22 protein-coding genes and 1 pseudogene are annotated in these 26,065 nt (G+C 59.8%); 22 read left to right on the top strand and 1 reads right to left on the bottom strand.

What is annotated here, in order from left to right; translation table 11 throughout:
• Positions 1-10 precede the first annotated feature (10 nt).
• From DDF70_RS17205 to DDF70_RS17135, 16 genes and pseudogenes are all read left to right on the top strand, one after another.
• Positions 11-1,015, top strand: coding sequence for an ABC transporter permease (locus tag DDF70_RS17205; protein ID WP_114946085.1), 1,005 nt, complete (start codon positions 11-13; stop codon positions 1,013-1,015).
• Complete coding sequence (locus tag DDF70_RS17200) at positions 1,015-1,884, top strand: ABC transporter permease (RefSeq protein ID WP_114946084.1); 870 nt, start codon at positions 1,015-1,017, stop codon at positions 1,882-1,884. Before DDF70_RS17205 ends, DDF70_RS17200 begins: the two co-directional genes overlap by 1 nt.
• Positions 1,881-2,942, top strand: coding sequence for an ABC transporter ATP-binding protein (locus DDF70_RS17195; protein ID WP_170316089.1), 1,062 nt, complete (start codon positions 1,881-1,883; stop codon positions 2,940-2,942). The genes DDF70_RS17200 and DDF70_RS17195 overlap by 4 nt, the downstream gene beginning before the upstream one ends.
• Before the next feature lie 12 nt (positions 2,943-2,954).
• Positions 2,955-3,803 (top strand): ABC transporter ATP-binding protein, encoded by an 849-nt coding sequence (locus DDF70_RS17190; RefSeq protein WP_114946083.1) that lies wholly within the window; start codon positions 2,955-2,957, stop codon positions 3,801-3,803.
• A 66-nt stretch (positions 3,804-3,869) separates the two neighbouring features.
• The gene (arfA, locus tag DDF70_RS17185) at positions 3,870-5,423 is read left to right on the top strand and encodes an arabinosylfuranosidase ArfA (RefSeq protein WP_114946082.1); all 1,554 of its coding nucleotides are present in this window, start codon (positions 3,870-3,872) and stop codon (positions 5,421-5,423) included.
• A gap of 563 nt (positions 5,424-5,986) precedes the next feature.
• Positions 5,987-6,220 (top strand): annotated as a pseudogene (locus tag DDF70_RS38070) (DDE-type integrase/transposase/recombinase); the annotation flags it as partial.
• Between the two features lie 473 nt (positions 6,221-6,693).
• The gene (locus tag DDF70_RS17175; protein WP_114946080.1) at positions 6,694-7,089 is read left to right on the top strand and encodes a Rid family detoxifying hydrolase; all 396 of its coding nucleotides are present in this window, start codon (positions 6,694-6,696) and stop codon (positions 7,087-7,089) included.
• Positions 7,086-8,069, top strand: a complete 984-nt coding sequence (locus tag DDF70_RS39010) for an NAD(P)-dependent oxidoreductase (RefSeq protein WP_114946079.1) — start codon at positions 7,086-7,088, stop codon at positions 8,067-8,069. The genes DDF70_RS17175 and DDF70_RS39010 overlap by 4 nt, the downstream gene beginning before the upstream one ends.
• Before the next feature lie 173 nt (positions 8,070-8,242).
• Positions 8,243-9,124 (top strand): transporter substrate-binding domain-containing protein, encoded by an 882-nt coding sequence (locus DDF70_RS17165; RefSeq protein WP_114946078.1) that lies wholly within the window; start codon positions 8,243-8,245, stop codon positions 9,122-9,124.
• Positions 9,125-9,153: 29 nt separating this feature from the next.
• A complete protein-coding gene (locus DDF70_RS38060; RefSeq protein ID WP_245435524.1) occupies positions 9,154-10,050 on the top strand; it encodes an amino acid ABC transporter permease in 897 nt (298 codons plus the stop codon).
• Complete coding sequence (locus DDF70_RS38055) at positions 10,026-10,673, top strand: amino acid ABC transporter ATP-binding protein (RefSeq protein WP_245435528.1); 648 nt, start codon at positions 10,026-10,028, stop codon at positions 10,671-10,673. The genes DDF70_RS38060 and DDF70_RS38055 overlap by 25 nt, the downstream gene beginning before the upstream one ends.
• The gene (locus tag DDF70_RS17155) at positions 10,670-11,719 is read left to right on the top strand and encodes an alpha-hydroxy acid oxidase (protein WP_114946077.1); all 1,050 of its coding nucleotides are present in this window, start codon (positions 10,670-10,672) and stop codon (positions 11,717-11,719) included. Before DDF70_RS38055 ends, DDF70_RS17155 begins: the two co-directional genes overlap by 4 nt.
• Complete coding sequence (locus DDF70_RS17150; RefSeq protein ID WP_162820457.1) at positions 11,716-12,651, top strand: ABC transporter substrate-binding protein; 936 nt, start codon at positions 11,716-11,718, stop codon at positions 12,649-12,651. The genes DDF70_RS17155 and DDF70_RS17150 overlap by 4 nt, the downstream gene beginning before the upstream one ends.
• Positions 12,648-14,084: an allantoinase AllB gene (allB, locus tag DDF70_RS17145; protein ID WP_114946075.1), complete on the top strand. Its 1,437-nt coding sequence runs from the start codon at positions 12,648-12,650 to the stop codon at positions 14,082-14,084. Before DDF70_RS17150 ends, allB begins: the two co-directional genes overlap by 4 nt.
• Positions 14,081-14,842 (top strand): GntR family transcriptional regulator, encoded by a 762-nt coding sequence (locus DDF70_RS17140; RefSeq protein WP_114946074.1) that lies wholly within the window; start codon positions 14,081-14,083, stop codon positions 14,840-14,842. The genes allB and DDF70_RS17140 overlap by 4 nt, the downstream gene beginning before the upstream one ends.
• On the top strand, positions 14,839-15,948 hold the full coding sequence (locus DDF70_RS17135; RefSeq protein WP_114946073.1) for a mandelate racemase/muconate lactonizing enzyme family protein: 1,110 nt from the start codon (positions 14,839-14,841) through the stop codon (positions 15,946-15,948). Before DDF70_RS17140 ends, DDF70_RS17135 begins: the two co-directional genes overlap by 4 nt.
• Positions 15,949-16,233: 285 nt before the next feature.
• On the opposite strand, the gene DDF70_RS17130 is transcribed toward DDF70_RS17135, so the two are convergent.
• Positions 16,234-17,244: a LacI family DNA-binding transcriptional regulator gene (locus DDF70_RS17130; protein WP_114946072.1), complete on the bottom strand. Its 1,011-nt coding sequence runs from the start codon at positions 17,242-17,244 to the stop codon at positions 16,234-16,236.
• Between the two features lie 356 nt (positions 17,245-17,600).
• Here DDF70_RS17130 and DDF70_RS17125 point away from each other — a divergent pair, with 356 nt between their 5' ends.
• The 6 genes from DDF70_RS17125 to uxuA are packed head-to-tail and all read left to right on the top strand — an operon-like array spanning position 17,601 to position 25,772.
• Positions 17,601-18,881: an ABC transporter substrate-binding protein gene (locus DDF70_RS17125; RefSeq protein WP_114946071.1), complete on the top strand. Its 1,281-nt coding sequence runs from the start codon at positions 17,601-17,603 to the stop codon at positions 18,879-18,881.
• A gap of 59 nt (positions 18,882-18,940) precedes the next feature.
• Positions 18,941-19,978, top strand: a complete 1,038-nt coding sequence (locus tag DDF70_RS17120) for a carbohydrate ABC transporter permease (RefSeq protein ID WP_114946070.1) — start codon at positions 18,941-18,943, stop codon at positions 19,976-19,978.
• Between the two features lie 7 nt (positions 19,979-19,985).
• The gene (locus tag DDF70_RS17115) at positions 19,986-21,035 is read left to right on the top strand and encodes a carbohydrate ABC transporter permease (RefSeq protein WP_114946069.1); all 1,050 of its coding nucleotides are present in this window, start codon (positions 19,986-19,988) and stop codon (positions 21,033-21,035) included.
• A gap of 16 nt (positions 21,036-21,051) precedes the next feature.
• A complete protein-coding gene (locus DDF70_RS17110) occupies positions 21,052-22,128 on the top strand; it encodes an ABC transporter ATP-binding protein (protein WP_114946068.1) in 1,077 nt (358 codons plus the stop codon).
• A 21-nt stretch (positions 22,129-22,149) separates the two neighbouring features.
• Positions 22,150-24,528, top strand: a complete 2,379-nt coding sequence (locus tag DDF70_RS17105; RefSeq protein WP_114946067.1) for a glycoside hydrolase family 31 protein — start codon at positions 22,150-22,152, stop codon at positions 24,526-24,528.
• A 44-nt stretch (positions 24,529-24,572) separates the two neighbouring features.
• Positions 24,573-25,772, top strand: a complete 1,200-nt coding sequence (uxuA, locus tag DDF70_RS17100; protein ID WP_114946066.1) for a mannonate dehydratase — start codon at positions 24,573-24,575, stop codon at positions 25,770-25,772.
• The last annotated feature ends 293 nt before the right edge of the window (positions 25,773-26,065 follow it).

Raw genomic sequence — 26,065 nt, 5'->3', positions numbered from 1 at the left:
GGAGGGGTCCATGAGGGCTTACCTGACCTATCTGTCCAAGCGACTCGTGCAGTTCGCGGTCGTCGTCTTCGTCGGGATCAATATCACCTACCTGGTGACGCATATGACCCCGATCAATCCGGTCGAGCAATCAATATCGGCTGCGACGACCTACGGGGCGACCAGTCCGGAAGCCATCGAGATGATGCGACAGTCGCTGCGCCAGCTCTATGGTCTCGAAGGCACGCCTTGGGAGCAGTACGTGGCGTTCTGGAAGCGGGTCATGGTCGGCGACTTCGGCCCCTCCTTGTCGGCATTTCCAACACCGGTCTCGCAGCTCATCCTGCGAGCCCTTCCCTGGACCGTCGGACTCCTGTTGGTCTCCACGCTCCTGACCTGGTTTCTCGGTAATCTGCTCGGCGGCCTCGCGGGCTATTATCGCAACAGCCGCATTCTCAAGGCGTTCGGTGTCCTGAGCATGGGAATCCACCCGATCCCTTACTACGTCGTCGCCTTCGTGCTTCTTATCATCTTCGGCTTTCTCTGGCCGGTTCTGCCGATCAGCGGCGGTGCCACCATGGCGTCGGACCGCTCCAATACCTTCGCGTTTGCTCTCGATGTCGTGGTCCACTCGATCCTTCCCGTTCTTTCGCTCATGGCGGTCGGCATCGGTGGGTGGTTCATGGGGATGCGCGCCCTCGTGTCCAACATCGTGACGGAGGACTACGTGGTCTATGCGGAGCTGGCGGGAGTCAGGCACGGCAAGATCCTGCGGTCCTATGTGATGCGCAATGCTCTCGGGCCCCAGGTCACGGGACTTGCCTTGCAGCTCGGCGCCATCTTCAACGGCGCGATCATCACCGAACAGGTCTTTGGCTATCCGGGCGTCGGATCGCTGCTGATCAGCGCGGTCCATGCGGGCGACTACAGCCTGGTTCTCGGCATTACTACCGTGTCGATCGTGGCCGTCTCCGCCACCGTCCTGCTGATCGATCTCCTCTATCCGCTGATCGACCCGCGCGTGGAGGCCCGGTGATGAGCGCTTTCCGGATTTTTCGTGATCTTTTCCGCTACAACGGCGAGTTCGCCACCGGATTATTGCTCATTCTGATCGTGCTGGCCGTCGCCGCCTGTTCGTTCTTTTCACCTTACCCGCCGATGGATGTGTATGTCGTGCCGCCCGATGTGCCGCCTTCCTGGGAATATCCGCTGGGCACCACGTCACGCGGGCAGGACGTCTTCTGGCAGCTCACCTTCGCGATCCGGAATACCCTCCTGTTCGGCCTCGTGGTGGCGGCCCTCAGCAGGGTCATTTCGCTCCTGGTCGGACTGATCTCGGGTTACAAGGGCGGCTGGGTCGACCGAGTCCTGATGTCGATCAACGATACGTTCGTCGTCGTTCCGCTCTTTCCCATCCTGGTGCTGTTCTACTTCATCATGCGGGACCAGATGACTTGGACGATGCTCGCCCTCATCACCGCGCTGCTGGGCTGGGCCTACGACGCGCGGCTGATCCGGTCCATCGCCATGAGCCTGCGGACCCGCGAGTTTACCCGCCAGGCCGTGTTTTCCGGCATGGGGACTGGCAAGATCGTCCTCCAGGAGCACCTGCCGTTCGTCCTGCCGATCGTGTTCTCGACGACCATGAACAACATCAACTGGTCGATCGGCATTGAGGTCACGTTGTCGGTCTTGGGTTTTACCGACATCAATACGCCCACCATCGGCGGCATGATCTACTGGGCAAATCAGCATACCGCCTTGGTCTCTGGCATCTGGTGGTGGATCACGTTTCCGGTCCTGTTGGTGATCATGTTGTTCATCGGGCTGTTCCTGCTCGCCATTTCGATGAACGAGTACATCGATCCGCGCAGTCGCCTCAGCCGTCTCGGGGGGCAGGCATGATCGCAGAACTTCGCTCCATCCCACCGTCCGACGAATTGATTGCTCCGCAAGCGGTTCCGCTGCTCTCGGTCGACAGACTGAAGGCCTATTACAAGGTAAAGCTGTTCGGTATTGACCGCGAAGTGCGGGCGGTGGACGACGTCAGCCTCAAGATCAACCGCAACGAGATCTACGGCCTCGCGGGCGAGTCGAGCTCTGGCAAGAGTTCCCTCATCAAGACCATCGCGGGCGCCATCCGCCCCCCGCTCAGGGTCGTCGAAGGTTCCGTGCGCTTCGCCTTCAAGGATGGGGAGCGGGACATCTACAAGCTCTCACCGCACGAATTGTCGGCAATCCGTTGGAGCCATCTGTCCTACATCATGCAGGGCTCCATGAGCGTGCTGAACCCGGTTCGGCGGATCAGACACGCCTTCGCGGATTTTGCGCTGCCGCATGTGAGCGCCAAAGGGACCGATTTTACGAGCCTCGTGGAGCGGCACTTGAAGCGCCTTCACCTGGATCCCGCGGTTCTCCAAGCCTATCCGCATGAATTGTCCGGCGGCATGCGGCAGAGGGTGACCATCGCTCTGGCGACTATCTGCAGTCCGGAATTTATCATCGCCGACGAACCTACGACAGCGCTGGACGTGATCGTCCAGAAGGGCGTTCTCTCCATGATCCGAGAGATCCAGCAGGAGTTCGGATCATCGGTCATGTTCGTGACCCACGACATGGCTGTCCACGCCAACCTGACTGACCGTCTCGGCATCATGTATGCCGGCCGGCTGGTGGAGGAAGGCAGGACCAGGGACGTGTTCAAGAGGCCGCTCCATCCCTATACCGCGCATCTGATCTCAAGCCTGCCGCGCATTGGGGACGAGGCGCCGAAGAAAGGGCTTGAGGGCTCGCCTCCGAGCCTTGCCGACCCACCGCCGGGCTGCCGGTTCCATCCGCGCTGCCCTCTCGCTATCGACGTCTGCCGCCGCGAGGTTCCCCCCATGGTGGAAATCCTGCCCGGACACCGGACAGCCTGCCACGTTGCTCAAGCCGACCCCACCAGGGTTCGGCCGGTCGCATAAGGAGGCGAGCGTATGAGGCCAAACCTTCTTGAGGTCGAACACGTCGACAAGATCTTCACGAGAGGCGGTTTCGTATCACGGAGGGTCAATCATGCCGTGAATGATGTCAGTTTCTCCCTGGCGGCTGACAGGGCCGAGGTGTTCACCATCATCGGCGAGTCGGGCAGCGGGAAGACGACCCTCGCGGGCATGATCCTGAACAGTGTGGCTCCAACGAGCGGGCAGATTCGCTTCCGGGGAAAGAATCTGCGCGACATTCGCAGCCGTCGTGCTCGGCTCGAATTCATGAGCCATGTTCAGGCGATCTTCCAGAACCCGTTCGATGCGTTCAACCCCTTGAAGCGCGTCGACCGCTACCTGTTCAGCGCGGCCCAGCGCTTCACCGAGTGCCGGACGTCAGAGCAGGCGGCGGAGAAGGCGGATGAGGCTCTGCACAAGGTCGGCCTGTCGCTCGCGGAGGTGCGGGGACGCTATCCGCATGAAATGTCGGGCGGGCAGCTCCAGCGCGTCGCGATCGCTCGCGCACTCGTGTCTAATCCGTCCCTGATCGTTGCCGACGAGCCGGTCTCGATGATCGACGCATCGCTGCGCATGACGGTCATCAACCTGTTCAAGAAGCTTCGCGACGAATTCGGCGTCTCGATCATCTACATCACGCACGATCTGGCGACCGCCTATTACATCAGCGACCGTCTGATCATCATGCAGAAGGGCAGGGTGGTCGAGGGCGGCGACGCCCGGACCGTGCTGGCCGCGCCGCAGCATCCCTATTCCATCAAGCTTCGCCAAGGGGTGCTGTCGGTCGACGACGCCTGGCGGGACGACAGCTTCACGGGCGGCATGCCCGCGATCGTCACCTGATTCAATCCTCATTCCCCTGATGGTTCACACAGACCGAGCCTGCAGCCTTACTGATCGGAGCCTCCCATGAAAGAAGCCAAAGTCACCATTGACCGCGATTTCTCCATCGCGGAAACAGATCCCCGACTCTTTGGAGCCTTCGTCGAGCACTTGGGACGGTGCGTCTACGGCGGCCTTTACGAGCCGGGCCACCCGAGCGCTGACGAACGGGGATTCCGACGGGACGTCCTTGAACTCGTTCGTGAGCTTGCTCCGACGATCATCCGTTATCCGGGCGGCAACTTCGTCTCCGGATACAATTGGGAGGATGGCGTCGGCCCAGTGGAGAACCGCCCGCGTCGGCTTGACCTTGCTTGGATGTCGACCGAGCCGAACACGTTCGGCACCAACGAGTTCATGGACTGGTGTGAGGCGGCCGGCGTCGAGCCCATGATGGCCGTCAATCTCGGCACCCGAGGGCCCGACGATGCCCGTCGCCTGCTGGAATACTGCAATTTCCCAGGCGGGACTGAACTGTCGGATCTGCGCCGCTCCCATGGATGGGAGAAGCCGCACAACGTGAAGTTCTGGTGCCTGGGCAATGAGATGGACGGGCCATGGCAGATGGAGACCAAGACCGCCTGGGAATATGGGCGGATCGCCTCCGAGGCCGCCAAGCTCATGAAATGGATCGATCCGACCATCGAACTCGCCGCCTGCGGATCCTCCTCGCGCAACATGCCGACCTTCGGCACCTGGGAGGATACGGTGCTCGAGCACTCGTTCGACCACGTCGAGTACATCTCCCTGCATACGTACCTGAACAATTATGCGGACGACACGCCGGCCTTCCTTGCAAGCCCGGATCTGATGGACAGCTTCATCGAAGAGGTTGTCGCCATCGCGGACGCGGTCGCAGCCCGGCGTCGCTCGCCCAAGCGAATCATGCTGAGCTTCGACGAGTGGAATGTCTGGTACCGGACCCGCCGCAAGAACGAAGGGCGCGTGAAACTCGGATGGCCGGTCGCACCCCAGATTCTCGAGGAGATCTACAACATGCAGGACGCGCTCGCGTTCGGGGGCGCGTGCATCTCCCTGCTCAACCATGCGGACCGGGTTAAATCGGCCTGCTTGGCGCAGTTGGTGAACGCTATTGCGCCCATCATGACCGAGACCGGTGGACCTGCCTGGCGGCAGACAATCTTCTATCCGTTCAAGGACATGAGTACTCTCGGCCGCGGCACTGTGCTGCAAACGAAGGTGGTCTCGCCCACCTATGAGACGACGTACTACGATCCACGCGGAACAGCCGATCTTCGGTTCCCGCTTTCGGCAGTGCCCTACCTCAAGTTGTCGGTGGTTCACAACCACGACGAGGATTGCATCACCATCTTCGCGCTCAACCGCAGCCTCGACGCGAGCCTTTCGATGGAAGCACTCGTGCGCGGCTTCGAGGGCCTTACAGTCAAGGAAGCCCACCAGCTTCGCAACGATGATCTGATGGCGGTCAACTCCAAGGAGGCGCCGGATACGATAGCGCCTGCTCCTCTGGAGGGTGTCGAGATCTGGGGAGAACGGGTGCGGGCCAAGCTCGCTCCGGCCTCATGGAACGTCATTCGTTTGTCGACCCAAAAGCCGTAAGAAGCTGATCGATGGGACGGTCAACGTGGCGTCGACCAAGCATAGTGGCCGCAACCGTCACAACCGTGCAACCTAAGCCCCAATGTCTAGAACCTCCGCATCGCGCCGGGAACAGAAGGCGCGATCGCGGAACTCGCGATATTCACTGGCGGACAGTTGGTGAAGAGTGACCTGGTAAGAGCCTGTTGCAAGCATTTAGGTTCAGAGTATCAGCTGTCAGGACTTCGGTCACAAGAGCGGAGGGCGGCGTATTCAAGGGCAGGCATCTTGATCGATCGGTGATCCTGCTCTGCCCCGTCGCAGTGATCGCAAAGTTGTCGGAGCCACTTTGACCTGGGGCGGACGTGTAGGATCACATGTCCTTTCTAATTATACTCAGAGTGCCACGCTACGCTCTCAAACTGATCTCCGAGCGGGTGAGCGTACCCTGAGGGCTGACGTCAGACGTGCATCGCTGCCCAGCCTAGATATCGAAGGCAGCAGTCATGTTGGCCTCCATGATGGGTCAGTTGCCCGCGGTGATGCAGATGGCCGGCGGCTACGCCAAGGCCGCACCGAAAGACAGAAAGCCGAAACCTATACGCATTCGGGAGAGTGCGGATCTTAATAACCGTATCGAGCAGGGTCATCTTGCTACAAAGAGGCGGGTTCAATGCATGCTCGGGTTCAAGGTGACAAGTAGCGCCCAGCTAATCCTGGGTGGGACTGAGATGGTCCACATGATACGCAAAAGGCAGGCGAAGTACGCCTGCACTCATCAACGGTCGCTCGCCGAGCGGTTCGAGCGGATTGCCGCATACGTAGCTTCGAGCCGCTCCAGGATCTTCTCGTTCTTAGTCAGCAATTGCGACAGAGCCCGGTTCGAGGCCGACCTAGATTCTAACTCATTCCAGTCGACCCTTCATGAACAAGCGCGCCGCTCTCATACATAGCATCATTCTGACGACGACTTAAGCCTCTTGGGTTCAGCAGCTACGCTCTGATCGTGAAGCCAGATTAAGCAAACGCCTCCACCTGACGCAATCGTATAACCCTTCTCATCGCCGCGTTGCTCGGCTGCAAGCAGCGCATCTAGCCAATGGCGTAATCTATTCAACATGAGAACCTCGAATGAACCGCCTGAGGCTATGCAAGCACTATGCCAAAGCCCCTGCTTGAAATTTGCGCAGCAGATGATGTTCCGAGAGGCATCTAGGGGCAAACATCACTTTCGAGCCAAATCCAGATCGTATACGAAAATACGAACTCCCTACCATGAGGATAACAACTGATGCGGGTCCCAATTGCCTACCCGAAGACGAAGCTAGAGGATCGCCTAATGGGACCCGCGCCGCTCTCGCCTGCCGTGCGCCTTGGCAACATGCTCTTCATCTCAGGCCAAGTCGCTATCGATCCGACGACAGGAGCGATCATGGGCGATGATGTCGCGACCCAGACGCGTCAGGTTCTGATGAATATCAGGATGCTGGTTGAAGCCGCCGGCCTCACCATGGGGAATATCGGCAAGGTCGGTATCTTCCTCACCGACGTTGGTTGTTTCGACGCGATGAATGCCGTTTACACCGAGTTCTTCGACGCGCCTTTCCCGGCACGTGCAACGGTGGGCATCACCTTGAACAACCCAAGCCTTCTCGTAGAAATGGATGCCATCGCGGTGGCCGTATGACAATGCCTTCTCATCTGCGCATTCACATCGAAAACGACCCAACCGCTCCCTCACTGATGGTTGAGGAGCAAGCGCTGCGACAGCGTTTGAATGGCATCACAGGTGTCTCAGCGGCCATCAGTATCAATAACACAGGCCAGAGCGAGCCTGTTGGGCATGATGCCGATATCCTTCTCGCCTGCCGCAAGATGAATATTGCCGAGGCAAGGGCCGCGAACCCGAACCTTCGCTTCGTGCAGACAATCTCGGCGGGCGTCGAGGCTTATCTCGATCACTTGCCGGCGGATGTTTCGCTCGCCAATGCCTCAGGGGTCCACGCGGCCAAGGGTGCTGAATTCATCCTCTGCGCCGCGCTCATGCTCAATTTCAACATTCCCCAGTTTGTGACCGACAAAGCGCATTGTGTCTGGGCCCCGAGGTTTGGCGGGACGATTGCTGGGCAAACGATCCTGATGCTGGGCGTCGGTTCCATCGGTTCCGCAGCCGCGCGCACCTTGCGATCCCAAGGGGCTCATGTCATCGGCGTCACGCGATCCGGCTCTCCGCACAAGGATTTGGATGAATTGTATCCTGTCGAGCATCTCGACCAGCTCCTTGAGCGAGCTGACCTTGTGGTGTGCACGCTTCCGCTGACCCAAGGCACGCGCAATCTGATGAGCGCGGGCAGGCTTGCCCGGCTGAAGCCGAAATGTGGAATCATCAATGTCGGGCGTGCCGGCGTGTTCGATTATCAGGCACTCGAAGCGCGCTTGCGATCCGGCGAATTATCGGGCGCGGTACTCGACGTGTTTCCCGAAGAGCCACTGCCCATCTCCCATTCCCTTTGGGATTGCCCGAGGCTGGTGATCACGCCGCATTGCTGTCTCGACGATCATACCACCTACATCAGTGCCTGTCTCGACATATTCGTCGAGAACGTTGCCCGCTTTGCCCGCGGTCAGGATCTCATCAACGAAGTGGATCGCCAAGCTGGTTACTGAAGTGCCAGCTTAGAAGGCATCAATGCTCAAATTATGCACTCGACAATCCGTCCAGGACGATGCTTGCTTCGTATACGATTAGACAAACATCCTAAATAGACTTCTCGGATGGCGGCGTCGACGCACGTACGCCCCGCATTTGCGGCCCTCAACTCGCGTCAGGAAAGCATGTCATGAAAAAGCTGGTCATTCCAATCATCATCCTTGCGGCAGCATTATCGGGCGCCTCCGTGGCTGTGGCGGCCGAGCCAATCGCGCCGGATGCTTCCGCCTTTGCGGCCATGCCCGAGTGTAAAGCTCTTCAGGCCAAATATCCCGCACTGGCCGGGAAGAAGCTCGTCATAGGGCTCGGTGGTTACAACAAGGGCTTTCAGTCTCCGACCGCTGCCGATCCCAACAAGCTCGAAGGTCTTGATCCCGACCTATTCGATCGCATCGGTGCATGCCTTGGCTTCACTTACGACTTCCAGATGGGTTCGTTCAACGTTCTCGTGACGTCGATCGCGAGCGGTCGCGTTGATATGGGCCCTTCTCTCTATGTCACCGAACAGCGCACACAGCAGGTAAGCTTTATCTCCACCTATCAGGTGATCAACGGCGCCGTCGTGCCGACCGGCAATCCTAAGAAGCTGACGTCTCTGGATAGTCTTTGCGGCGCGACGGTGGCAGCCGCGGCCGGAACCTATGAAGCGGTCAACGTCGTGCCGCAGCAGACGGCTCTCTGCGAGAAGGCCGGCAAGCCGAAGGTGGAACTTCTTCTCGTCCAGAATACCGACAATGCGATTCAGACCGTGCAGAGCGGTCGGGCCGACATTCATATTACCTCGCTGGCCGTGGCGAGAGCATTGGTGGCCGGCGATTCGAAGCTGGAGATGGCGTTCAACATCGATCTGCCCATTCGCAACGGATATCCGGTCGCGAAGACCAACGTCGAATTGAAGGATGCCCTTCGCGACGCATTCAAGGTTCTTCAGGCAACGGGTGTCGAGAAGAAGCTCCTCGAAAAATGGGGCCAAGGCGGTCACGCCGAGCGGCCAGTCGAGATTTTCGGCTGATCACGCGAACCGTAGAGATAGGATGAACGATGCAAACGTTCCTGCACTACTTGACGTTTCCCTTCCTCTGGCAAGGCGCACTCGTAGCCATCCAGTTGATGATCGGGGCACTTGTCGGCGGGGTCGTCATCGGCTTCTTTGTCGCACTCGCGAGCATGTCGCCGCATGCATGGATCCGGCTTCCCGTGCAGGCATACATCTACCTCCTGCGCGGAACGCCTGTCCTCCTGCAACTCATCCTTCTCTTCAACGTCCTGCCTCAGTTCGGTATCCGGTTATCTCCGTTCATGAGTGCCCTTCTGGCACTCATGATCAACGAAACCGCCTACTGCGCCGAGATCATCAGAGGGGGCATCTCGTCGGTTGACCGTAATCAGAGAATGGCCGCGCAGGCCTTCGGGTTCAGCCGTACGGCCGAGATGATCCACGTGGTCCTTCCCCAGGCTCTTCGCGCCATCATGCCGACTCTTGGCAATGAGGCGGTCGGGCTTCTGAAGTCTACGGCTCAGGCCTCTGTGGTTGGCGTGAACGAACTGACTCTGCGCAGTCAGACCATCGTATCGGAAAACTTCCTGTTCATACCCGTGTTGATGGCTTCAGGCATGATCTATGTCGCGCTCTCGACCTGTATTGCTGGTATCCAATGGCGGCTGGAAAGTCGTTTCGCTCTGGATATGCGGGCTCGCAGGGTCAAGCGAAATATGGAACGCGAGGCCATCATGGCTCCCATCGCGAAGCCGGTCCTTGCAGACAAGCCGTCAATGTCAGGTCCGCCGGCGCTGGCCGTCGAGAACCTGAAAGTCGGCTACAATGGCAAAGCGGTTCTGAAAGACGTCTCGCTGAGGGTGAATCGCGGAGAGGTCGTGGCTCTCCTCGGCGCTCGGGATCCGGCAAAAGCACGCTGCTCAAGTCGATCGTCGCACTGACCCCGGTCGAGAACGGCGATATCCGTGTCAGCGGCAAACGGATCGGCAAGGACGCGAACGGGATTCCTCTTCCGGCGCGGCATCTTCCTCGCGACCGCGCGGCTTCCAAAGTCGGCATCGTATTTCAGCACTTCGCGTTGTTCGACCATCTGAGCGCCGAGGAGAACGTGATGACTATCCCGACGATCGTTCAGAAGAAGTCGCGACAGGATGCTCGTGCAACTGCCGGTGCAGCGCTGGATACGGTCGGACTGTCTGCCTTCAAGCATCATCTGCCGCACGAATTGTCGGGAGGGCAGCAGCAACGCGTCGCGATTGCGAGGGCTCTCGCGGCCAACCCCGAACTCATCCTCTTCGACGAGCCGACTTCTGCTCTGGACCCAGAACTTGTTCGAGAGGTGAACCAGACCATCCGCAAGCTGGCCCAAACCGGGATCACGCTGGTCATCAGCACCCATGATGTGGCCTTCGCATCGAGCGTCGCCGATCGCGTCGTCTTCCTTCAAGGCGGCACGCTGATCGAGCAGGGGAGCCCAGACATTCTCCAGTGCCCCCGGACGCCCGAGTTCGCGGCATTCCTGCGCCAGGAGCGCGACCACCACCTAGAGGACGCGACTTCATGATGTTGCCATTCGAGCAGTCAGCTCGCGAAAAGCTGGGGGATCCGCTTGTCAAGTATCTCCTGGGTCGACAGGGAGAACAGGATGCCGGACCTGACGGGAACCAGAAGGCCTTGGAGCAGTATCGGCTTGTCCCGCGCGTCCTCACGGGTGCCACTGGCATATCCATGGAGACGACGTTGCTAGGGCAGTCCTTTGCGGCGCCACTCGCGGTTGGCGCTTTTGCGGGCGACCGAATTTTCCACACCGATGGCATTCTTCCGCTTGCCGACGCCTGCGCCAAGGCAAGACTTCCCCTGATCGTATCCGAGGAGACGGTGACACCTCTTTTGGAAATCACGAAGGTGTGGTCGCAGTCGTGGCTCCAGCTCAGGGCTGCTGGGCCTGTTCGTCGCACGTTCGACCTCATCGATCTGGCCGCGCGCTGCGGGGTCACGGTCGTCGTCGTGACCGTGCTTGCCCCGACGCATCCAAGGCCCGGGCTGCAGCCAGGCGGGTACAGCGTCGCGGCCGAGATCAAAGCACGCGGATGGACCACCATCGGATCCGATGAGCCTGGGGTCATGGCGCTACCGTCATTTCCCCAATGGTCCTGTGAGGATTTCGCATCTGTCGTAGCGCATGCCAAACGCAGCGGCATCGACGTGGTTGCAAAGGGTATCCTGTCGAAGAGCGACGCGCATCGGGTTCTCGAGGCCGGATGTAGCGCGATCATGGTGTCCAACATCGGTCTCCGGCAGACTGACGAATGGATCCGATCATCGGATGCGCTGCACGGGATGGGCCGACAGGCCGGGCGGGCTCCGCTTCTCCTGGATGGCGGTGTACGCAGGGGAACGGACGTAATCAAGGCCTTGTGCCTCGGTGCCTCCATGGCGGTGGCCGTGCGCCCCTTCGTGACGGCTCTGGTGGCGGCAGGTCAGAGCGGGGCGGGGGAGGTCATGCAGGCATGGTTGGACGAGATCGCAGCTGTCTCAGCCTGGATGGGGGTCGAACGCCCGCAGGACTTGGACCGATCCCATCTTTACTGCGAGCGAGACCCGCGATGAAATCCCAACTCCCCCTCAAGTTGAACCTCGGCGATTCCAGCGAGAGCCGCGTCTACTATATTCCTCATTATATCGCTCAAACCCGAGGATATTTCGCCAAAGAAGGCATTGAGGTCCTCTTCACCTCCACCACGTCGGGCGGGGCAACCGTTCAAGGAGGACAAATTCCGGCTATTGTCTCGGGTGCAGCCGATCTGACGATCGGCGGGCCCATGGTCATCATGAGGATGCGACAGGACAATGAAGCGCATCTTGTCGCGTTCTGTGCGGCCGTGAACGTGAACCCGTGGTTCCTTGCGGGCCGATCGACCCGCATTGGCTTAGACCTCGCTGATCTGGCCGGCAAGCGCGTGATCGACATATCGAACATCGCCACGGCCAATCTGTGTTTCCGGTGGCTGCTGAAAGCCGCTGGCGTCAAGGATGTGACCATCCTGCCCGGGAGCCGTGATGAGGCTGCGGACCTTGCATCGGTCCTGGCTGGTCAAGTCGACTATGCGCTTCATTCCTTGCATGGACTGGCACCCCATCTCGTCGCGAACTCCGGCCTTGGATTGGCAGCCGACCTCGCGGGGCCGACCGGCCTGGTGCCATGGAGCGCCTACATTGCGGATCCGCGGGTATTGGCTGAACGGCGGGAGGATTTCCAAGCCTTTACCCGGGCCATTGAGCGCGCGCTTGCCGATATTGCAAACACACCGCCTCAGGAGATCGCCCATTGGGTTCAACCCTATTATAACGACTACCCGCATTCTGCATTGACGCTCGCCCTCGAACACTATCGCGCCGTTGGCGCCTGGCCGAGGGGAAGCCTCATTGCTCCCGAGTCATTCCATCGCTTTAGCGGGATCCTGCAGGAGATTGGCTGGCTCGCCGAACCCGCCGACTATGCGGCAAACATCGACACGTCCTTTGCGAAGGCGCATCAATGACCACGACAGATCAGAGATATGACACTCTCATCCGCGGCGGCACCGTCGTCACAGAGAGTGGGGCGTCGATCTTGACGATAGCCATCATGGACGGCCGGATTGTCGGCCTCCTGGAGGACACGCGGCCGCTTCCGGCCGCGGATGAAATCATCGACGCGACTGGTCTCGTCATCGTTCCTGGTGCCATCGACGCACACACCCATTTTACGGGATCCAACCCGTTCCCGAGGGAAGAAGTGCTGGAGGGGACGAAAGGCGCCGCCCGCGGGGGAGTGACGACTTTCCTGGAAATGCCGCATTCGAATCCGCCGGCGACGACGGTGGCCAACTTTCTTGCGAAGCGTGACCTTTTGCGCACTCACTCGGCCATCGATTTTGGCCTCTGGGCTGGTTTGACGGGAGAGAACCTCGATGAAATCCCGGCCCTCGACGACGCGGGAGCAGTGGGCTTCAAGGCCTTTCTATGCAGCGCTGAACCCGATGGAGCAGCATCTGGCCCGAGCGGTTTGCCGCGGCTGAAAGATGGACATCTGCTCGACGCCATGCGGGCTATCGCGCAGCGGGACAGCGTCATCGGCATTCACGCGGAGAATCACGATCTTCTGCAAAGCGCGGCGCAGCGGCAGCGGCGCGAAGGTCGACACGATGCACGCGCTCATGCACTGGCTGGTCCCGAGATCGCCGAGATCGAGGCTGTCAATCGCGTCATGCTGCTGGCTCAGGAGACCGGGGTTCGGGCTCATATCGTTCATCTGAGTTCGGCACAAGCCGCCGTCGATGTGCGGGATCGAGAGGAAGGGGCTCGGATCAGCATCGAAACCTGCCCGCAATATCTGCTGCTGACGGAAGACGATCTCGCCGAGATTGGGCCGTTCGCGCGATGCGGGCCGCCTCTTCGGAGCGCTGGAACCGTGGAGGAGCTTTGGTCCGCCGTCAGGCGCGGTCTGATCGATACTCTCGCATCCGACCACTGTCCGTATCTGGTCCAGGACAAGGAGCGTGGCAGATCGTCCATATGGGAGGCCGGTATGGGGCTGACTGGGATCGAGACCGCAGTCCCCCTGTTCTTTTCCGCGTGTAAGGCGCGGGGCGTCGACCTCGTTCAATTTGCCCGGATGACGGCAACCAATCCAGCGAAGGTCTTCGGACTCTACGGACGAAAAGGTGCGATCAGCATCGGGTTCGATGCCGATGTCGTGTTCTACGACCCAACTCAAGACTGGACAATCGAGGGTCGGTCGTTCCTGGGGTATGGCAAGTGGAGCGCTTTTGAAGGGAGACGGTGCCACGGGAAGGTTGTGCGAACGATCGTGCGGGGAAGAATGATCTTTGAAGATGGTCAGCACAGTCAAACGATCGACGCTGGGCGTGAGGTGCTGCGGACAAGAACCCGGCTCCATGGTCAAAGATTCAGTAGAAGGCGGGAACAATGATTGCTGGCCATCCTAATTCCACCCTCGAAGCCGAGGATAATTGGGGCATCGCTCGACCGAGGACACTCGTCGATCACGCCGTCGACGCCGTCATATCGGCCGCGGCCCGGGGGCATATCCTGCCGTGGGACCGCATCTCGGAACCGGATCTCGTCCGTCAACTTGGCATTAGTCGCGTTCCCATTCGTGAAGCGCTCCGGCTATTGGAGAGCCAAGGAGTTGTGACCAGCGAGCCCTATAAGGGCATTCGCCTGATGAAAGTCACCAACGAACGTCTTGATCATATCATAGACGTTCGGATCGCGCTTGAGACGCTCGCCTGCCGCCGGGCCATCGAGCAGGGCCGGATCGGCCCGCCGGAGCGGAGAGAACTCGATGAGGCGATCCGAGGCCTCCGCAAGGCGGCGGCAGAGAACGACGCTTATGCCTTCGGCCTCGCCGATACGGCATTTCACCGAACACTCTGCGGTTTTGCTGGAAATCCGGTGTCGGGCTTTCTGTGGGAATCGCTGGCGCGGCAACTGACCATCATTTTCGGCCTAGCCACGCTGGGGAAATCGATGAAGGCGATCGTCGCGGAACATACGATGCTGCGGGATGTGTTCCTCTCGGGAGATGTCGCCGCGACGGAGGCGGCCGTCCGCGAGCATATCTTCGATCAGGCTCATGACATCGATATTGAGGCGGTTATTTCGAAGCGCCGTTCCGCATCCACTTTGACCACTGAAGTCTCAACGAAGAGAAGAAACAGAAAATGAAGATCACAGACGTCGAAGCCTTCAACCTGCGCCTGCCCCATATCCAAGCTCGCACCGACAGCTCGCAGGATGCCCTCTTGATCAGGATCACGACTGATGCCGGCATCGTGGGATGGGGCGAAGTGGACGGTTGCCCTTCCGTGGTCAAGGCGATCATTGATGCACCCTATTCTCATACGCTCGTGACCGGTTTAAAGTCGCTCCTCATCGGGGAGAACCCGCTCGAGACTAGGCGGCTTTGGGAGAAGATGTATCGGGCGACCCTATTCTACGGCCGTGGCGGGGCCGTCGTACAGGCAATGGCCGGGATCGACATCGCCCTCTGGGACATCAAGGGCAAAGCACTCGGTAAGCCGATCGTTGAGCTTCTTGGTGGCGCGCTTCGGAATCGGATGCGCGTCTATTCGTCCAATATGTTCCAGTTCAGCGTCGAGGACACCGTTGCTCGCGCAAAGCATGCCGTCGATACCGGACACACCGGGGTCAAGTTCGGCTGGGAGCCTTTCGGCCAGAGCGAGGCGATGGATGTCAAGTATGTCGAGTCAATCCGGCGAGCGATTGGTGACGAGACTGATTTCATGCTCGATGTCGGGTTGATTTGGGACGCGAAGACGACGATCCGCAGGTCTTCGCTGTTCGAGCCATACAACCTGTTCTGGATTGAGGAGCCGCTTCATCCTGATGATTATGCCGGCTATGGAAAGGTCTCGGCGGGATGCTCCCAGCGAATCGCAGCGGGTGAGGAAGAATGTACGGTTGTCGGGTTCGAGCGCTTAATCGATGAAGGCGGCGTCGACGTCGTTCAGATCGACCTGACCCGAACGGGCTTCACTCAGGCCATGCGAATCGCAGACTATGCCGCAAGTCGCCGCAGGAAGGTCTGCAACCACAACTTCACAACCGACATCAATACTGCCGCCTCACTCCATTTTCTCTGTGCTCTCGAGAATGCACTCGTCATGGAGTACTGCGTCGAACCCGGTGAACTTTCGAAGAACCTCGCGATTGAGCCCGTCAAGATCATAGACGGCTTCGCTCATCTGCCGGATGCGCCCGGTTTGGGTGTCGAGCCCCGGATGGATATCATCGAGAAATACCTCGCTTGATTGGATTGGTGAGATCTGTGAACTCCACTTTTTAAGATCGGGATGTATATGCCCAACATGTCCCGTCTTGATTGACGAGATCCCTCTTATCGTAAATCCGGTTCAAATTCCGATCGCTACAAGAGGCAAAGACTCCTTTCATGTCTTCTGTCCGGACTTACGGCAGAGTTCCTCTGCGAACTCACCGTGGTGATGGCCCGCCGGTCGACTGCGCCCATCTCGTGACGACCCATCGCTTCGCCAAAGAGACCTACAAACTGTGACATGGCGAATAGGTGCGTTGGATTAGCGAACGATGAGGGTATGCGGCAGAAGCTGCTCGGAGGGTTGCTCACCGGCCCATAATGCTTGCAGTTGATCCACAACCTTAGCGCCAAAATCTGCATAGGGGATGTGGACCGAGGTCAGCCAAGGCGCAATCCAGGCGTTGAGTTTATTATCGTCAACGCCGACGATTCTGCAGTCTTCAGGGATCCGGACACCCGTTTCCAGAGCGAGGCGGTAAGCGCCATAGGCCATGAGATCGCTCGGACAAAACAGGCCTTCGGGCCATGGCTTTCCGTCGACGAGCCTCTGAGCCGCGCTGTAGCCAACCTCCAGATGGGAGAGGCCCGGCGCTTCTGCCTTCCGGACCGCTTCGTCGGGCAGACCAAGCTCCTCAAGGCGTGTAATGAACCCACCCACGCGATCGCGCGTCGCCGATGATCCTTGCGTAGGGTGGATGACCGCTAGATTCCTGATTCCTCGCTCCCAAAGGTGATTGGCTGCATCCTCTCCGGCGCGTCGGTTATCGATCCCCACAAAGGCGCCACCTCCATCAGGGTTCCGGCGCCCGACGAACACCATGGGGTCGCCGCGAGCCACAGAGTCCGACAGCGCTTCGCTGCGCACGGGATTAACAACGATGTATCCTTGGACGACCTGTGATCGCATCACATGCAGGTATTCGTCTTGAAGATCGGCCCGGTCATGGGTGTCGCAAAGGATCATGACGTATCCGGCCGAGCGCAGGGCCGTCTCGACCGAGGCTGCGATTGCCGCCATGGCTGGGTTGTCGAGGTTGGGCGACAGCATGGCAACGACGCGGCTTTCCCTCCGTCGCAGCGTCCGGCCCACATGGTTTGGTCGATAGCCGAGCGCCGCCACAAGCTTTTGAACCCGCTCGACAGTCTCGGCCGATGCTCGACGGGTTTCGCCATTCACAATGCGTGACACGGTAGCAACCGACACGCCGGCCTGAGCCGCTACCGTTGCGAGTGAAACCGGTTCTTGCCCGATGGGTCTCTGTTTGTTCATGCCACCTTGTTCCCTACATCACGGGCCCTGTCGAGACCTCCGATGCTCTCATAGACAGACCTAGACGAAAGGATGATAGACAGTTTTGGCAAACGTTTGCCAAAGTCTACTCGCAAGATCGGCTTCAGCTCTGCCAACCGAGGGTTCACGCCAAGGCAAACGTGCCACGGGCAAGCAGTCCCTAACTGACACCCGACTTGAGTGAAGCCGCACCCGATCCGGGGTTCAGGGAACTCTTCCGCCTGGAGGATGCCGCCGACAAACAGAGACGGTTATCAATGAGATCTGACGCCCCTGTGGCGCCACAGATCCGAGGCAATCTCGGCGTTAGACGAGAAAAAATAACGGAGGAAACGATGAAGGGTACAACGATGCTCCTTGGCTGCGCGCTGTTTGCGGCAAGCCTTGGAATTGGCAATGCTCAAGCTCAAACAACCCTGCGGATGACCTGGTACTCGGACGGCAACGAAGGTGAGGTCATGTCTGATCTCCTGCGTCGCTTTGAGGGGCAGAACAAGGACATCAAGGTCGTTCTCGATCAGGTTCCATTCAAAGCCATCAATGAGAACCTGCCGGTGCAGCTCGCAGCAGGACAGGGACCGGATCTCGCACGTGTCGCGGATCTCGGAGGTGTAGCCCGCTACATGCTGGATTTGCGTCCCCATCTGAAGGATCCGGCATATTTCGAGACGAACTTCGGACCATTCCTCGAATGGATGCGGGTCCCGGGCGACACGACCTCGATCCCAGGGTTCATGACCCAACTCACCTTGACGGGTCCTTTCGTGAACAAGACCCTGTTTGAGCAGGCCAATGTCCCGATGCCTGGCCCAAAGGCAACCTGGGAGGAGTGGGCCGCAGCCGCGAAGAATGTTGCTGCGAAGGTGCAGGCGCCGTTCCCGATCGCTATTGACCGGTCTGGCCATCGGTTCTTCAGCCTTGCCATTACGCAGGGCGCGAAGCTGTTTAACGAGAAGGGCGAACCCGCCGTTGTGGACGAAGGATTCAAGCGGGGAGCGCAGCTCGTTTTTGACTGGCACAAAAATGGCGTGATGTCGAAGGAACTCTGGGGTTCTGTCGCGGGCACCGCCTACCGGGGTGCGAATGACGAGTTCAAGAACGCACAGGTCGTGATGTACGAGTCCGGCTCCTGGCAGATCGGACAGTTCGACAAGACGATCGGCGACGCATTCGACTGGGTGGCCGTTCCGACGCCCTGCGGACCCGCCAACTGCTCCGGTATGCCGGGCGGCGCCGCGCTCGTGGCCATCAAGACCACTCAGCATCCGAAAGAAGTCGCGCGCCTCATGGAATATCTCGCCAGCGAGCCGGTCGCGGCAGAATTCTATGAACGCTCACTCTTCGTGCCAGGCCACTTGGGCATCGCCAAGAAAGGTCTTGAGTACAAGAGCGCCTCCCCACAGGGCAAGGCAGCGCTGAAAGTCTTCAACGAAGGCGTGTCGCAGCTCTCTCCGGTTGCCACCAAGCTTCAGGGCTACGTCCACAACCGTGTGATCTTCAATGCGGTGATCAGCCGGCTTGGCCAAGCCATCGCCGGAGAGGCGTCGCTCGACGAGGCCTACCAGCGCATCGAGGCGGATGTGCAGCAGCAGATTGCTGAGCGTACCAAGAAGTAAGCCCGAAACCTGCCCCGGGTGATCCCGCCCGGGGCATTCTCTCTCTGGCTGAAGACACCATGACCCTCACGTCAAAGACATCTGCGGTGACACCTCCGGCTCCCGCTGGTGGCCGCACCCAATCGCGCGGGACGAATCCAGTCCTGAAATTGGCCTCTCGGATCGTCGATTGGCCAATGGCGAGCCTGCAACGCCTCATCGGCGAAAGGCGGATGGCTTATGTCTTCTTGCTGCCGAACCTCGTGTTCTTCGGCCTGTTCGTGTTCGTTCCGATCGCCATCAACTTCGTCTATTCAGTCACCGGCGGTCCTGCGCTATTTCCATCTGAGCGCCCTTACGTCGGAGCTGACCAGTATTCGTATTTGTTCGATTGCGGGTCCTATGTGGATCCGAACACCTGCCGTGAGGACCATTTCTGGCGCGGTGTCTACAACACGCTCTTCTTCTCTGTGTTTCAGGTAGCTGCGATGGTGGGGCTGTCGCTCCTGACTGCCATCGTGCTCAACATGAAGATTCGCGGCCGCGGCTTCTTTCGGGCCGTTTACTTCTTTCCTGTCCTGTTGTCACCCGTTGTGGTGGCGCTGATCTGGAAGTGGATTTTGCAGCGTGACGGCCTTTTGAACGCCGCCATCACAGGTTTTGGCGGCGACCGGATTCTCTTTCTCGCCGAGCCCGGCTGGGCCATGTTCTGGGCCATCTTCGTATCGGTCTGGGCCCATATGGGGTTCTACACTCTTATCCTGCTGGCGGGGCTCCAGGCCATTCCGGCGGATATCTATGAGGCCGCCGAGATGGACGCGACGCCCCGCTGGCGTGTGTTCTGGCGCCTCACCCTGCCGCTGCTCTGGCCTAACCTTATCGTTGTGATCGTGCTGTCCCTGATCCGCGCCGTTCAAACCTTTGATGAGGTGTTTGTGCTCACCGGAGGTGGACCGGGCACATCCACCCTCATGGTCGTGCAGTACATATACGAGACGGCATTCTCCAACCAGGTTCAGAATTTCGGTCTCGCTGCGGCGGCTTCTGTCGTGCTCGGCATCGTGCTCTTCGCGCTGACGCTGACGCAGCTCGCCTTCACGCAACGCAAGTCCTCGTGAGGCCGTCATGAACATTGCTCGTTTCATCACTGCCCGTCGCAATTCCAAGGGTTGGCACTGGACGGACATTGCAGCCTACGCATACCTGCTCCTCGGCGTGATCCTGATGTTCGGGCCGGTCCTGTGGCTGGTTTTGTCGTCATTCAAGACGCAGGCCAGCCTCCTCGAGTTTCCGCCCTCCCTTCTGCCGATGTCCCAGAAGGAGGTAACGGTGCCGGGTTACCCGCAACCGCTGCCGCTCTTCACCGTGATCATGGAGGACGGTACTAAGCGCGAGCTCGCTCAGGTCCGCCGTGTCGGCATCCAAGCCCAGATGATCGATCCGGCCAACCCGAGCCAGCAGGTCCGGGTGCCCATCGACAAGCGGGTGCCCGTGCGCCAATTCTCACTTGCCACGGAAAACTACACCGAACCACTGGAGCGTTTTGCCTTCCCGCAGTTCCTCGCGAACTCGGTGTTCGTGACGGTCGTTGCAACGCTGATCACGCTTCTGATCAACTCCATGGCGGCCTATGCCCTTTCGATCTATGAGTTCAAGGGTAAGAGTGCCGCCATGCTGATGGTGATCGGCACGCTGATGATCCCAATCACCATCATCCTGGTGCCGGTGTATCTGGTGGTGACCAAGCTCGGGCTTGTTAACTCACTCTGGGCCGTGATCCTGCCGGGCGCAGCGACGCCGACAGGCGTGTTCCTCCTGCGTCAGTACATGCTGACCTTGCCCCGCGATCTCATCGAAGCGGCTCGCATGGACAAGGCTTCGGAGTGGCAGATTTATTGGCGCATCGTGATGCCCCTGACCCTGCCGGCGCTTGCCGTGCTGACTATCTTCTCGATCATGTGGCGCTGGAACGAGTTCCTGTGGCCGCTCGCCGTCCTGACGAAGACGGAGTCCTATACGCTGCAGATCGGCCTTAATGCCTTCCAGGGCGAGTTGCAGACACAGTGGCAGTATCTCCTGGCGATGACCGTGATGACCCTGACACCAGTCGCGATCGTCTTCGTGTTCCTGCAACGCTTCATCACCACCGGTATCGCAAACACCGGGATGAAATAATTGGACTGATGGAAAAATGGCAGAGCTGAAGCTCATCGACATCAAGAAATCCTATGGCAGCGCCACGATCATTCATGGGGTCGATCTGGCGATCGAGGACGGCGAATTCGTGGTGTTCGTCGGCCCCTCAGGCTGCGGGAAGTCCACGCTGTTGCGCATCATTGCCGGTCTGGAGCAGGTCAGTGGCGGTGAAATCCGGATTGATGGGCAAAGCGTCACGAACGTTCCGGCCTCGGATCGGGGGCTTGCGATGGTGTTCCAGTCCTATGCGCTCTATCCGCACATGAGCGTCTACAAGAACATGGCCTTCGCTTTGGAGAACATGGCTCTGAGCCGATCCGAGATCGATCAGCGCGTCCGCCGGGCGGCCCAGATGCTGCAGCTGACCGACTATCTCGACCGCAAGCCGAAAGCTCTCTCGGGGGGGCAGCGCCAGCGCGTCGCGATCGGCCGCGCGATCGTACGCGATCCTAAGATCTTCCTGTTTGACGAGCCGCTCTCGAACCTTGATGCGGAGCTGCGCGTCGCAACGCGCAAGGAGCTGGCCGCCCTGCACGGGGAGATCGGCGGCACAATGATCTACGTCACTCACGATCAAGTCGAGGCCATGACCTTGGCCGACCGCATCGTGGTGCTGCGGGCGGGACGGATCGAGCAGGTCGGAACGCCACTCGAAGTCTACAATCATCCGGCCAATCTCTTCGTGGCAGGTTTCATCGGTTCGCCTCGCATGAACCTGCTTCCCGCGCGGGTCATGGGTTCCGGACAGGTCACCATTGGAAACGACACGCGATCCATACCTTTGCCCTCGACTGGTCAGACAGCCTCGGGAGCCAGCATCACGCTGGGCGCGCGCCCTGAGCACATTGATGTCATAGACGAGACCCAGGCGGATCTTATCATCACGGTCAACCTGGTGGAGCAGCTCGGGGGCGAAACTTACCTGTACGGATCGGCCCCGGGACTGCCGGAGTTGACCGTGCGCCAGGATGGACAGGCCAGATACGACCGGAACCAGAGGGTCGGACTGCGCCTCAAGCGCGAGGCGCTTCACCTTTTCGATGCGGACGGACAAGCAATCCGCATCCGTTGATACTGCTGAGGAGACATTTCGATGAAAGCGTTGACCGAGGGCCGATATCATGGCCGCGACGGAATCTGGGCCGTGTTCGACCTCGGTTGGAACACGGAACTGCGTGTCGGCATTCTGGAGCAGGACATCGGCCGTGTCGTGATGAAGCGTGGCGGCGGCTACCGCCTCGACCGGGGTTGGAGCATCGCGCCGAATGGCCTTGAGCCCGCCTACGAAGGCAGATCGAGGGACTCCACGGAGGGATTTGCATGCCCGGATGCGTCCGTGACGGAACAGAACGGCACAGTCGTGCTCAAGGCATCAGGCTTGACCGCCGTCATTACCCTGTCGCCGTTTGGGATTGCGTGGCATCGGGCTGGAGAAGACCGCCCGTTCCTGCGGGACCGCACGACCCAAGCCTATTTCATATCACGGAAGACCGGTGCACTGCAGCATGTCATGGCGCGTGACGAACACGAGCGCCACTATGGTGTGGGCGACAAGGCGGGTCCTCTCGATCACACCGGCCGCCGCTTCAAGATCGACGCGGTGGACCCTTGTGGGTTCGACGCAGAGCTGAGCGATCCACTTTACAAAATGATTCCGCTTGTCGTCGTCGACGGCCCGGCGGGCGCGCATGGCGTCTTCTACGACAACCTTGCCATCGGCGAGATGGATCTGGGTTGCACGATCGACAATTATCACGGGCTGTTCCGGTCCTACAGCGCGCAGGACGGTGATCTTGATTTCTACGTGATCGCAGGACCCAGCGTGCCGGATGTGGTGCGGCGCTTCTCCTGGCTCACCGGCGGGCAGGCCTTCGCGCCGAAGTGGTCGCTGGGCTTCGCCACCACGTCGATGACCATCGCGGACGCGCCCGACGCCGATGCGAGGATCACGGATTTTATCGAGAAGTGCCGTTACCATCAGATTCCCTGCGACAGCTTTCATTTCGGTTCCGGCTACACATCGATTGGCCACCGCCGTTACGCCTTCAACTGGAACCGCGATAAATTCCCTGATCCGGCAGGCACCATGCGCCGGCTGAAGGAAGCCAGCATGCAGCCTGTCACCAATCTCAAGCCCTGCCTCCTGGATGATCATCCACGGCTGAATGAAGCCATGGAGCAGGGAATTCTTGTAGCAGATGGCGCGACGGGTCAGCCGGCCGTAGCGCAGTTCTGGGATGGCCTGGGCTTCCACGTCGACTTCACGAATCCCGACGGGCGCACCTGGTGGCGGAATGGCATTCAGTCTGCACTGCTCGACTATGGTGTCGTCACCGTCTGGAACGACAACAATGAATATGAGATCTGGGATGAAGACGCCATCTGCAACGGTGATGGGCGTCCATTTCCTCAAGTCTTGGCACGACCGGCGCAGCCGCTTCTCATGACGAAGCTCTCCTACGAGGCGCAAGCTGCGGACGCGCCCGGAAAGCGGCCCTATGCCATCACGCGTGGCGGCGCGGCCGGCCTGTGGCGCTACGCGCAGACTTGGTCCGGCGACAACGAAACCGCCTGGAAGACCCTTCGATTCAATCTGACCCAAGGGCTCACCATGAGCCTGTCAGGCATGTTCAACATTGGGCATGACGTCGGCGGTTTCCACGGACCCAGCCCGAATGCTGAACTGTTCTGCCGTTTCGTCGAGTTCTGCGCGCTCTGGCCGCGTATGGTCATGAACTCATGGAAAGACAACGGCATCGTCAACCTTCCCTGGATGCACGAGAGTGTCATTCCCCAGGTTCGTGATGTCATCAAGTTGCGCTACCGACTGATGCCCTACCTCTACACGCAGATGTGGCGCGCCTCGCGTGAAAACGAACCGGTCGTGCGTCCGCTGTTCTACAACTTCCCTGAAGATCGTTCAGCCCTGGATGTACAGGACAGCTTTATGCTCGGACCAGACATTCTGGTGGCGCCCGTTCTCGAAGAGGGGGCATCGGACCGGCAGGTCTACCTGCCGGAGCATGCGGGCGGCTGGTTCGACTTCCACGACGGACGCCACTTCGAAGGGGGGCAGACGGTCACGGTCCCGGCACCTCTCGGCCGCCTGCCTGTCCTCGTCCGGTGCGGTGCCATGATCCCGGTGACCCGGCAGACCGACAAGATTGATCCCAGTGCCGACGCACAGCGCGAACTGATTGTCTTTGGGGCTCCACGGGCGATCGCCGATGCGTACCTTTACGAAGATGACGGCGATACATCAGACTGGCAGGGCGACAGCCGGCTGGAGCTTCGCTTCCAGCTCCAGCCAAGCGGTAAGGATCTCGTCCTGTCTCTCGACACCGTCGGTTCCTACCAGCCGGCCTTTGACACGATCTCGGTTCGTCCGGTCGGCATTCAAGGGCAGATCCGGATCGAAGCGCCGAAGGGAGCCATCAAGATCGAGCAGGGCGCACCGGCGTTCCAGGACTGAGGCCATATCACATCGGTTCTCGAACATCAGGAAGGACATGACCCATGAGACAGGCTTGGCGGTGGTTCGGCCCTGATGATCCGGTAACGCTAGACGCAGTTCGTCAGGCCGGAGCCACGGATATCGTGTCCGCACTCCATCATGTCCCTCCGGGTGAGGCATGGACTCTCGGCGATGTCGAGCGCCACCGCAACCTCATTGAGAGCGCCCCACCCGGACGCTCTCCTTTGAGGTGGTCGGTGATCGAGAGCATCCCGGTCGCCGACGACATCAAACGGCATGGAGGTCATGCGAAACAGTCCATCGCAGCGTGGATTGCGAGCCTTGAGGCTGCAGCGCAAGGCGGCCTTAAGATCGTCTGCTACAACTTCATGCCCGTGGTGGACTGGACCCGAACGGATCTCGATTGGCCGCTGCCGACGGGGGCGACGGCACTGCGCTTCGACCAGGATGCATTCGCAGCCTTCGACCTCTATATATTGAGGCGTCCCGGTGCCGAGAACTCCTACGATCAGGAGGCTAGAATGCGCGCGCGGGGGGTGTTTGACGCGTTGGACGAGGATGCCGTCGAACGGCTGACGAAGACCATCGCCGCGGGCCTGCCAGGATCCACGACTGATGCCTTGAGTCTGGAGGCTTTTCGCGACCGGCTAGCAGCCTATGAAGGCATCGATGCTGCAAAGCTCCGCAAGCACCTGATCGAGTTCCTGGAGCAGGTCACTCCCATCGCGGAAAAGCTATCGGTTAAGCTTACCCTCCATCCGGACGATCCGCCGCGACCGCTTTTCGGTCTGCCTCGCGTCGCGTCGACGGAGGAGGACTATGAGGCCTTATTCGCGGCTGTGCCGTCTGAAGCAAATGGCATGTGCTTTTGCACGGGGAGCCTCGGCGTGCGGGCCGATAACGACCTTTCCAGCATGGCCCGCCGCTTTGCATCACGCATCCACTTTGCTCATCTGAGGGCGACGCGGCGGGAGCAGGATGGACTGAGCTTCTTTGAAGCGGATCATCTCGAAGGTGACGTCGATATGGTTGTAGTCCTTGATGTTCTCCTGAAAGAGGATCGTCGGCGGCCGGAGAGCGCCAAGATCCCGTTCCGCCCTGATCATGGCCATCGCATGCTTGATGACCTCTCTTCAGGCAAGCGCGTTAATCCAGGTTATACCGCAATTGGGCGCCTTAAGGGCCTGGCCGAACTGAGAGGAGTGATAAAGGCGTTGGATGATTCGACCAGTCGAAGATGACGGTGCCGCGGCGGCTCCTGCTCGGCGAAGCGCCGGCGCGACTGACCCCGCCTAGGATATAGGTATGCGACGTAGTTCGCGCCGAGCATGTTGTGAATGGCACCCATGGCCTCCGCCCTTCGACAGGACGGTGATCGGATGGAGCGGCTGGTCGCATTCGTAGCGGACCCCTGTTCAAGATCACAGTACGGGCGGTCTCAGCGGCGTTCGAGGAAATAGCGCCCGTTGCGGTCCTGATCGTAAATTTCCAGGAGCATGCCGCGTCCGACCTGACCTCTGGCGGCATCAAGGGA

The organism is Microvirga calopogonii (assembly GCF_003347665.1).
Taxonomy (GTDB): Bacteria; Pseudomonadota; Alphaproteobacteria; order Rhizobiales; family Beijerinckiaceae; genus Microvirga; species Microvirga calopogonii.
This window is presented reverse-complemented; position numbering and strand designations above follow the sequence as displayed.

What these genes read in the sequence shown, in the direction of transcription:
- DDF70_RS17205 (WP_114946085.1), top strand. Translation starts at nt 11, where the DNA reads ATGAGGGCTTACCTGACCTATCTGTCCAAGCGACTCGTGCAGTTCGCG.
- DDF70_RS17200 (WP_114946084.1), top strand. Translation starts at nt 1,015, where the DNA reads ATGAGCGCTTTCCGGATTTTTCGTGATCTTTTCCGCTACAACGGCGAG.
- DDF70_RS17195 (WP_170316089.1), top strand. Translation starts at nt 1,881, where the DNA reads ATGATCGCAGAACTTCGCTCCATCCCACCGTCCGACGAATTGATTGCT.
- DDF70_RS17190 (WP_114946083.1), top strand. Translation starts at nt 2,955, where the DNA reads ATGAGGCCAAACCTTCTTGAGGTCGAACACGTCGACAAGATCTTCACG.
- arfA (WP_114946082.1), top strand. Translation starts at nt 3,870, where the DNA reads ATGAAAGAAGCCAAAGTCACCATTGACCGCGATTTCTCCATCGCGGAA.
- DDF70_RS17175 (WP_114946080.1), top strand. Translation starts at nt 6,694, where the DNA reads ATGCGGGTCCCAATTGCCTACCCGAAGACGAAGCTAGAGGATCGCCTA.
- DDF70_RS39010 (WP_114946079.1), top strand. Translation starts at nt 7,086, where the DNA reads ATGACAATGCCTTCTCATCTGCGCATTCACATCGAAAACGACCCAACC.
- DDF70_RS17165 (WP_114946078.1), top strand. Translation starts at nt 8,243, where the DNA reads ATGAAAAAGCTGGTCATTCCAATCATCATCCTTGCGGCAGCATTATCG.
- DDF70_RS38060 (WP_245435524.1), top strand. Translation starts at nt 9,154, where the DNA reads ATGCAAACGTTCCTGCACTACTTGACGTTTCCCTTCCTCTGGCAAGGC.
- DDF70_RS17155 (WP_114946077.1), top strand. Translation starts at nt 10,670, where the DNA reads ATGATGTTGCCATTCGAGCAGTCAGCTCGCGAAAAGCTGGGGGATCCG.
- DDF70_RS17150 (WP_162820457.1), top strand. Translation starts at nt 11,716, where the DNA reads ATGAAATCCCAACTCCCCCTCAAGTTGAACCTCGGCGATTCCAGCGAG.
- allB (WP_114946075.1), top strand. Translation starts at nt 12,648, where the DNA reads ATGACCACGACAGATCAGAGATATGACACTCTCATCCGCGGCGGCACC.
- DDF70_RS17140 (WP_114946074.1), top strand. Translation starts at nt 14,081, where the DNA reads ATGATTGCTGGCCATCCTAATTCCACCCTCGAAGCCGAGGATAATTGG.
- DDF70_RS17135 (WP_114946073.1), top strand. Translation starts at nt 14,839, where the DNA reads ATGAAGATCACAGACGTCGAAGCCTTCAACCTGCGCCTGCCCCATATC.
- DDF70_RS17130 (WP_114946072.1), bottom strand. Translation starts at nt 17,244, where the DNA reads ATGAACAAACAGAGACCCATCGGGCAAGAACCGGTTTCACTCGCAACG.
- DDF70_RS17125 (WP_114946071.1), top strand. Translation starts at nt 17,601, where the DNA reads ATGAAGGGTACAACGATGCTCCTTGGCTGCGCGCTGTTTGCGGCAAGC.
- DDF70_RS17120 (WP_114946070.1), top strand. Translation starts at nt 18,941, where the DNA reads ATGACCCTCACGTCAAAGACATCTGCGGTGACACCTCCGGCTCCCGCT.
- DDF70_RS17115 (WP_114946069.1), top strand. Translation starts at nt 19,986, where the DNA reads ATGAACATTGCTCGTTTCATCACTGCCCGTCGCAATTCCAAGGGTTGG.
- DDF70_RS17110 (WP_114946068.1), top strand. Translation starts at nt 21,052, where the DNA reads ATGGCAGAGCTGAAGCTCATCGACATCAAGAAATCCTATGGCAGCGCC.
- DDF70_RS17105 (WP_114946067.1), top strand. Translation starts at nt 22,150, where the DNA reads ATGAAAGCGTTGACCGAGGGCCGATATCATGGCCGCGACGGAATCTGG.
- uxuA (WP_114946066.1), top strand. Translation starts at nt 24,573, where the DNA reads ATGAGACAGGCTTGGCGGTGGTTCGGCCCTGATGATCCGGTAACGCTA.